Annotated in this window: 2 protein-coding genes; both read left to right on the forward strand. The window is 69.9% G+C overall.

The features are described 5' to 3' along the window. Positions 1-1,351 (forward strand): LamG domain-containing protein (locus tag ACFKCF_RS20100; RefSeq protein ID WP_394495596.1); only part of this gene is annotated, 1,351 nt, incomplete at its 5' end. 195 nt (positions 1,352-1,546) lie between these two features. After that, positions 1,547-7,684, forward strand: coding sequence for an RHS repeat-associated core domain-containing protein (locus ACFKCF_RS20105; protein ID WP_394495598.1), 6,138 nt, complete (start codon positions 1,547-1,549; stop codon positions 7,682-7,684). The last annotated feature ends 78 nt before the right edge of the window (positions 7,685-7,762 follow it).

Below are 7,762 nucleotides of genomic sequence, written 5' to 3' on the forward strand. Positions count from 1 at the left end.
CAACGTGCTGTCGGTACGCAGCAAGGACCGCGCGGGCCAGCTCGGCCCGATCCGCACCTACGTCTTCAACGTCAACAGCGGCAAGGGCCCGAACGGCCACTGGGCCATGAACGAGGGCCAGGGCGGCGTGACCGCCGACGCCGCGAACGCCCATCCGGCGACGCTGTACGGCGCCACGTGGACGACCGGGAAGACGGGCATGGGCCTGCGCCTGGCCAACGCGTACGCGCAGACCTCCGGCCCCGTCGCCGACACCGGCCGCAACTTCACCGTCACCGCCTGGGCCCGCCTGACCGGCAACGCCGCCACCGCGACCGTCGTCACCCAGGAAGGCTCCAGGACCGGCGGCTTCGCACTCCAGTACTCGAAGACGGACGACCGCTGGGCCCTGGTCCGCGCGGGTTCGGACACCGACGGCGCCGCGGCGGTCAAGGCCCTGTCGGCCGCCGCCCCGAGGCTGAACGAGTGGACCCACCTGGCCGGCGTCTACGACTCCGCCGCGGGCCAGATCTCGCTCTACGTCAACGGCAAGCTGGAGTCCACGGTCGCCTTCACCCAGCCGTGGAACGCCACCGGGCCGCTCACCATCGGCCGCGGCAAGGTCAACGGCGCCGCCGCGGAGTCCTGGCCGGGCGACGTGGACGAGGTCCGCGTCTACGGCCGCGCCATGTTCGCCGACGAGGTCGCCGACCTGGTCAACAGCGCCGCCACGCTGGTCGGCCACTGGCAGCTGGACGAGGAGTCGGGCACGTCCGCCGCGGAGTCCTCCGGCCGCTCCACAGCCGCGACGCTGGCCGGAGGCGCGTCGTGGACGGCCGGCTGGCTGGAGGGCGCGCTCGCGCTCGACGGCGTCAACGGCCACGCCCAGACCACCGGCCCCGCCGTGAACACCAGGTCGAGCTTCACCGTGGCCGCCTGGGTCCAGCTCGACTACCTGCCCACCGCCGACACCGCCGCCGTGGCCCAGCCGGGCAGCCGGGCGGCCGGGTTCCAGCTCGGCTTCGACAAGGAGCAGCAGCGGTGGACCCTCGGCATGAGGGCCGCCGACACCGACACCGCCGCCGTCGTACACACCCGCTCCGACGCCATCCCCAACCCGCTGGAGTGGACGCACGTCGCCGGCGTCTACGACGCGCTGGCCGGCGAGCTGCGCATCTACGTCAACGGCCGGCTCTCGACCACCACCATCACGTCCCACGCGAGCGCGTGGAACGCCACCGGCCCGCTGCAACTGGGCCGGACCAAGACCGCGGGCGCCTTCACCGGCTACTGGCCAGGAGCCGTGGACGACGTCCGCACGTATGACGGCGTGCTGAGCGCCGAGCAGATCGCTCAGCTGGCCGCGCAGTAAATCACCACCCACCCCAGTAAGTCCGATCTGCACCCCGACTGGGAGAGGTTCATGGACCTGCCGAGTGAGTTAGACCTGCCCGAATCCCGCTGGAATCGACCTCACGGACCCGACGAACCCGACTATCACGACCCTTACTGGAACCGTTTCCTGGAGCCCAAGCCCGAGTCGCCCTGGCCCCGCAGACTCGCGGCAGTGCTTTCCATCGCCCTCGTCGTCCCCCTCACCTACGTCATGCCCGCGCAGGCCGCGTCCCGGCCGGCCCCCTCGGTGCAGAACGAGAAGCCGGTCAAGGGCACGAGCGTCCCGGTGCTGCCGCCGCTGGCCGATCCCGTCGAGAAACAGGCGTGGAAGGCGCCACCAGGCGTCGCCTGGCCCAAACCCCAGGCGGCGGAGCTGGGCGGCGCCGGGGCGAGCACCCTGGCGGCGACCGGCTTCCCCGTGAAGCTGGCCCCGCAGAAGGGCGCCGCCGCCGCCAAGGCCGAGACCCCCGACCCCGTACGCGTCGAACTCCTCGACTCCAAGCTGCTCGGCCTCGCGATGCGCGTATCGCCCGGCCAGGGAGCGAACCTCAAGGCCGCGTCCGGCAAGAAGAACCGCCTGCAGATCGACTACTCCGGCTTCCGCTACGCCTACGGCGGCGACTACGGCGCCCGGCTCCACGTGGTCAAGCTGGAGGAATGCGCTCTGACCGGTGCGGACGGCTGTGCCGCGCCCCAGCCGGTCAAGAGCGAGAACGACCCGAAGGCGGGCACGCTCACGGCCGACTTCGAGTCGGCGGGCCTGTACGCGGTGACGGCGGCCGCCTCCGGCCAGTCGGGCGACCACTCCGCCACCTCGCTGGCTCCCTCGGCGGACTGGAGCGTCGGCACCCAGACCGGCGACTTCAACTGGAGCTACGAGATGCGCACCCCGCCCGCGCTGGGCGGCGAGGAGCCGGAGATCTCGCTGGGCTACTCCTCCCAGAGCGTGGACGGTCGCACCGCCTCCACCAACAACCAGGCGTCCTGGGCGGGTGAGGGCTTCGACCTCAACCCCGGCGGCTACGTTGAGCGCCGCTACAAGTCCTGCATGATCGACGGCAAGAAGACCGGCGACCTGTGCTGGGACCAGGACAACGCGGTCATGTCGCTCGGCAGCTCGTCCGTCGAGCTGGTCAAGGACGCCACGACCAAGCAGTGGCGGCCCAAGCGCGACGACGGCACCCGCATCGAGTACCTCACCGGCGCCACCAACGGCGACAACAACGGCGAGTACTGGCGGGTCACCACCCCTGACGGCTCCCAGTTCACCTTCGGCCTGAACCGGCTTCCCGGCTGGGTGAGCGGCAAGCCGGAGACGAAGTCGGTCCAGACGGTGCCGGTGTTCGGCAACAACAGCGGCGAGCCCTGCTACAACAGCACCCCGGCCAACGCCTGGTGCCAGCAGGCGTACCGGTGGAACCTCGACTACGCGGTGGACACCCACGGCAACGCCACCACGTACTGGTACGCGCAGGAGACCAACTACTACGGCCGCAACATGAAGCCGGAACTGGGCACCCAGTACGTGCGCGGCGCCTACCTCACCCGCATGGACTACGGCTACCTGCAGGGCGAGCTGTTCACCAAGAACCCCGCGGCGCGGGTCGTGTTCGAGGTGGCCGAGCGGTGCCTGCCCAGCGGCACGATCACCTGCGCGCCCGACCAGCTCAAGAAGGAGACGGCGGCGTCCTGGCCGGACGTGCCGTTCGACCAGATCTGTGACTCGGGTGTGAAGTGTACGGACCGGTTGTCGCCGACGTTCTTCACCCGCAAGCGGCTGACCAAGGTCACCACGCAGATCCTGTCCGGGAGCGCGTACCGCAACGTCGACTCCTGGGCGTTGACGCACCAGTTCCCCGCCACGGGTGACGGCCTCAGCCCGTCGCTCTGGCTGGCCTCGGTCCAGCAGACGGGCCTCGTGGGCGGCACGATCACGGGACCCAAGACCACGTTCATCGGTGTCCAGCTCCCCAACCGGGTGGACGCCACCGAGGGCCGCGCCCCGCTGGTCAAGTGGCGCGTCCAGGCCGTGAACAACGGGACCGGCGGCGAGCTGCGGATCAACTACGCCGCGGCCGAATGCAAGGCCGGCGAACTGCCGGCGGCCGACAAGAACACCAAGCTGTGCTTCCCGCAGCGCTGGACGCCGCTGAACGAGTCGGAGGTCACCGACTGGTTCCACAAGTACGTGGTGTCGCAGATGATCGAGGTGGACCGCATCTCGGGCTCGCCCAACGTGGTCACCAACTACGAATATCTGGACGGCGCCGCCTGGCACTACGCCGACAACATCCTCGTCAAGCCCGAGCACCGCACGTGGTCGGACTTCCGGGGCTTCGGCCGGGTGCGGGTGCGCGAGGGCGACGGCCAGGACACCAAGCGCACGCTCACGGAGTTCCGCTACTTCCGCGGCATGCACGGTGACAAGCAGGCCGACGGCTCCAAGCGCAGCGCGCAGGTCGAGGACTCCGAGGGCGTCAAGCTGGACGACCTCGACCAGTACTCCGGCTTCGAGCGCGAGGAGCTCCTGTACGACGGGGACGGCGGGGCCATCCTGACCGCCAGCACCGAGCAGCCGTGGTCGGTGAAGACCGCCGAGTCCACGCAGGGCGGCGTCACCAAGGCCGCGCACGTGGTCGAGGCCAAGTCCATGGTCACCCGCAAGGCGCTCCCCGACGGCAAGTGGCGGCGCACCGGCGAGGAGCGCACGTACGACAACAACGGCCTGCTCACCCAGGTGGAGGAGAAGGGTGACCTGGCCACGACCGACGACGACCAGTGCACCCGCTACACCTACGCCCGCAACGACACGAGCTGGATGCTGGACTACGCCAGCCGCATCCAGAAGGTCGCCGCGAGCTGCGGCACCGCCGTCTCCAAGCTGGCCGCCGACGAGGTGATCTCGGACGAGAAGGTCCAGTACGACAACAAGGCGAACGGTCAGGCCCCGACCAAGGGTGACGTGACCTCGGTCCAGCAGACCGTCTCCGGTGACGGCACGACGATCACCGACAGGTCGCACACGTACGACGTCTACGGCCGCGAGACCAGCGAGACCGACTCGACCGGCAGCAAGTCCGTGACCACCTACACCCCGACCACGGGCGCCCTCCCGACCGAGGTCGCCGAGACCAACCAGCTCGGCCACACCGACCGCACGATCGTCGAGCCGGCCTGGGGCGAACCCGTCACCGACATCGACGCGAACAACCGCCGCGTGGACATGGAGTACGACGCGCTCGGCCGGCTGACGAAGGTCTGGCAGGCCGATCGCAACAAGGCGGCGGGCCAGTCGCCCAGCACCGAGTACTCCTACGTCATGCGGGACAACGGCCCCAGCTACGTCACCACGAAGACGCTGCGCGCCGACGGTGCCTACACCAGCAGCTACGACCTGTACGACGGCCTGATGCGCGAGCGCCAGACCCAGGAACCCGCGCCCAGGGACGAGCTGACGCAGGACCCCAACCTGCGTGACGGGCGCACGATCACCGACACCTTCTACAACTCCCAGGGCGAGGAGTACAAGTCGAACTCCGGCTACTTCGCCACCGGGACGCCCTCCACCGACCTGCTCGCGGTCGCCGACACCGACGTGCCCAACCAGGTCGTGTCGACCTTCGACGGCGCGGGCGACGTCAACGCCCAGATCCTCAAGGCGAAGGGCGCGGAGAAGTACCGGGTCACGGTCAAGCAGGAGGGCGACCGGGTCCACGTCACGCCGCCGCCCGGCGGCACGGCGACCACCCGCATCGGTGACGCCGAGGACCGCCTGATCGAGCTGCGCCAGTACAAGGGCGCGACCCCGACGGGCGAGTACGAGGCCACCAAGTACACCTACGACGCCGCCGGCCGGCTGTCCACGGTGACCGACTCGGCAGGCAACGTGTGGCGCCACCACTACGACATGCGCGGCCGGGAGATCAAGACCGAGGACCCCGACAAGGGCGTCACGACGATGACGTACAACGACGCCGACGAGATCGTCAGCACGACCGACTCCCGCGGCAAGACCCTGTGGTACGTCTACGACGAGATGGGGCGCCAGAAGGAGCTGCGCGAGGGCTCCCAGACCGGCCCCCTGCTGGCCGAGTGGAAGTACGACGCCCTGGCCAAGGGCCAGCTGAACGCCAGCATCCGCTACGTGGGCGGGCAGGCGTACAAGGCCGAGATCAACGCCATCGACATCGACTACCGCCCGCTGCGCGAGACGGTCACCGTCCCCGAGCGGGAGGGCAAGCTCGCCGGCTCGTACGTGCTCAACACCCGCTACACGGCCGACGACAAGGTCCAGTCGGTCAGCTTCCCCGGCGTCGGCGGGCTGGCCGAGGAGCAGGTCGTCTACACCTACGACGAGCTCGGCCAGACGACCAAGGTCAGCGGCCTGTCGACGTACGTGGGCGCGGCCCGCTACTCCAAGCTGGGCGAGACCCTGCAGTACGAGCTGGGCGAGGCAGGCAAGAAGACCTGGCTCACCTACGCCCACGACGAGGCCACCCGCAGGCTGACCAGCATGCGGGTCGACCGGGAGGGCGCGGCCAAGACCGACCTCGACGTCAACTACACCTACGACGCGGTCGGCAACATCACCAAGATCGCCGACAAGGCGAGCGGCCAGGACACGCAGTGCTTCACCTACGACCATCTGCGCCGCCTGACCTCCGCCTGGACGGCCACCGACGACTGCGCGAGCGGCAGCCCGCAGTCCGGCAAGATCGGCGGTGTGGCCCCGTACGCGGCCAGCTACGCCTACGACTCCACCGGCAACCGGATCAAGGAGACCAAGCACGCCTGGGGTGGCGCCGCTGAGACCGTCCGCGACTACACCTACCCGGCGGCGGGCGGCAAGCAGCCGCACGCGCTGCAGAGCGTCGGGTCGGATCTGTTCGAGTACGACACCGCAGGCAACACCACCAGGCGCAAGGTCGGCACCTCCGACCAGACCCTGGTCTGGGACGCCGAAGGCAACCTCGAGTCGGTGACGGAGGCGGGCAAGACCACGTCCTTCATCTACGACGCCGAGGGCGACCGGCTGATCCGCAAGACCCCGACCGACGCCACCCTCTACATCGACGACATGGAGCTGCGCCTCGACTTCGCCAAGGACGTCGTCGAGCAGACCCGCTACTACACCGTCAACGACGACCCCATCGCGGTGCGCACGCCGGACAACCAGGTGTACTTCCTGGCCAACGACCACCAGGGCACCGCGCAGGCCGCGGTGAACGCGGGAACCGGCGATCTGGCCGTACGGAGGACGACGCCGTTCGGCGAGAACCGGGGATCGCCACCGGCGTTCTGGCCGGGGCAGCGCGGATTCGTGGGAGGCACGCAGGATTCCACGACCGGGCTGGTCCACCTCGGCGCCCGCGAGTACGACCCCAAGCTCGGCCGGTTCATCTCGGTGGACCCGATCATCGACGATGTCGATCCGCAGCAGCTGAACGCCTACGCCTACGCCAACAACAGCCCCGTCACCATGACGGACCCTGACGGGCAGTGGGTCTGGGTCGTGGTCGCCATCGGCGTCCGGGTCGGGGCCCGCTACCTCGCCAAGAAGGCGGCCCAGCGAGCCGCCAGGCAGGCGGCGATCCGCCGGGCCAGGGAGATCGCCAGGAAGAAGGCCCTGGAGGCCGCCAGGAAGAAGGCCAGGGAGGAAGCCAGGAAGCGGGCCCTCGAGGCCGCCAGGAAGAAGGCCAGGGAGGAGGCCAGGAAGCGGGCCGCGGAGACCGCCAGGAAGAAGGCCGCGGCGGCGGCCAGGAAGAAGGCCGCCGAGGCCGCCAGGCGGGCCCGGGAGGCCGCGGCGAGGAGACGAGCCGCGGCGGCGGCCCGCAGAGCGGCCAGGAAGGCGGCCCGCGAGGCGGCGGCCAAGAAGCGGAGCGTGCTGAACAGGCAGCGGCACAACCGCCGGACCGGCCACCTCCCCAGAGGGATCCAGCATGCTCGCTCGCGCCCGGTGCAGCGTCCGACCAGCCACAGGTCGACGCAGCGGCAGGCACCGCCCAGGGCGAACCGGCAGCCGGCACAGCCACGGCCGAGCCAGGTCTACCGGAACGACGGCACCGTCCAGCCGACCCAGTCGTACAGCGTCTACGGCAACGGCCGGATGTATCCGGAGGGCAGGCCGCCGTCGAATCTCCCGGGCAACGGCTCCGGCCAGGGCCAGAAGCAGATCTTCAAGCCCGAGAAGGTCGAGCTGGAGAACAGCACCAGAAGAGGGGCGACCACGGAACTGGGCTTCCGCGGCGGGAAGCTCGCCGATGACTTCGCCGACTTCTTCGACGCCTGGTTCGGCGGTGGTTTCGGCTGATCCTGCCATCGTCAACTGATTGATCAATGACCGGCGCGGGGCCTTCGTGGCCCCGGGTCGGACGCGGTTTTGGGGGGG

Origin of the sequence: Nonomuraea sp. JJY05, assembly GCF_043496855.1 — a bacterium.
GTDB lineage: Bacteria > Actinomycetota > Actinomycetes > Streptosporangiales > Streptosporangiaceae > Nonomuraea.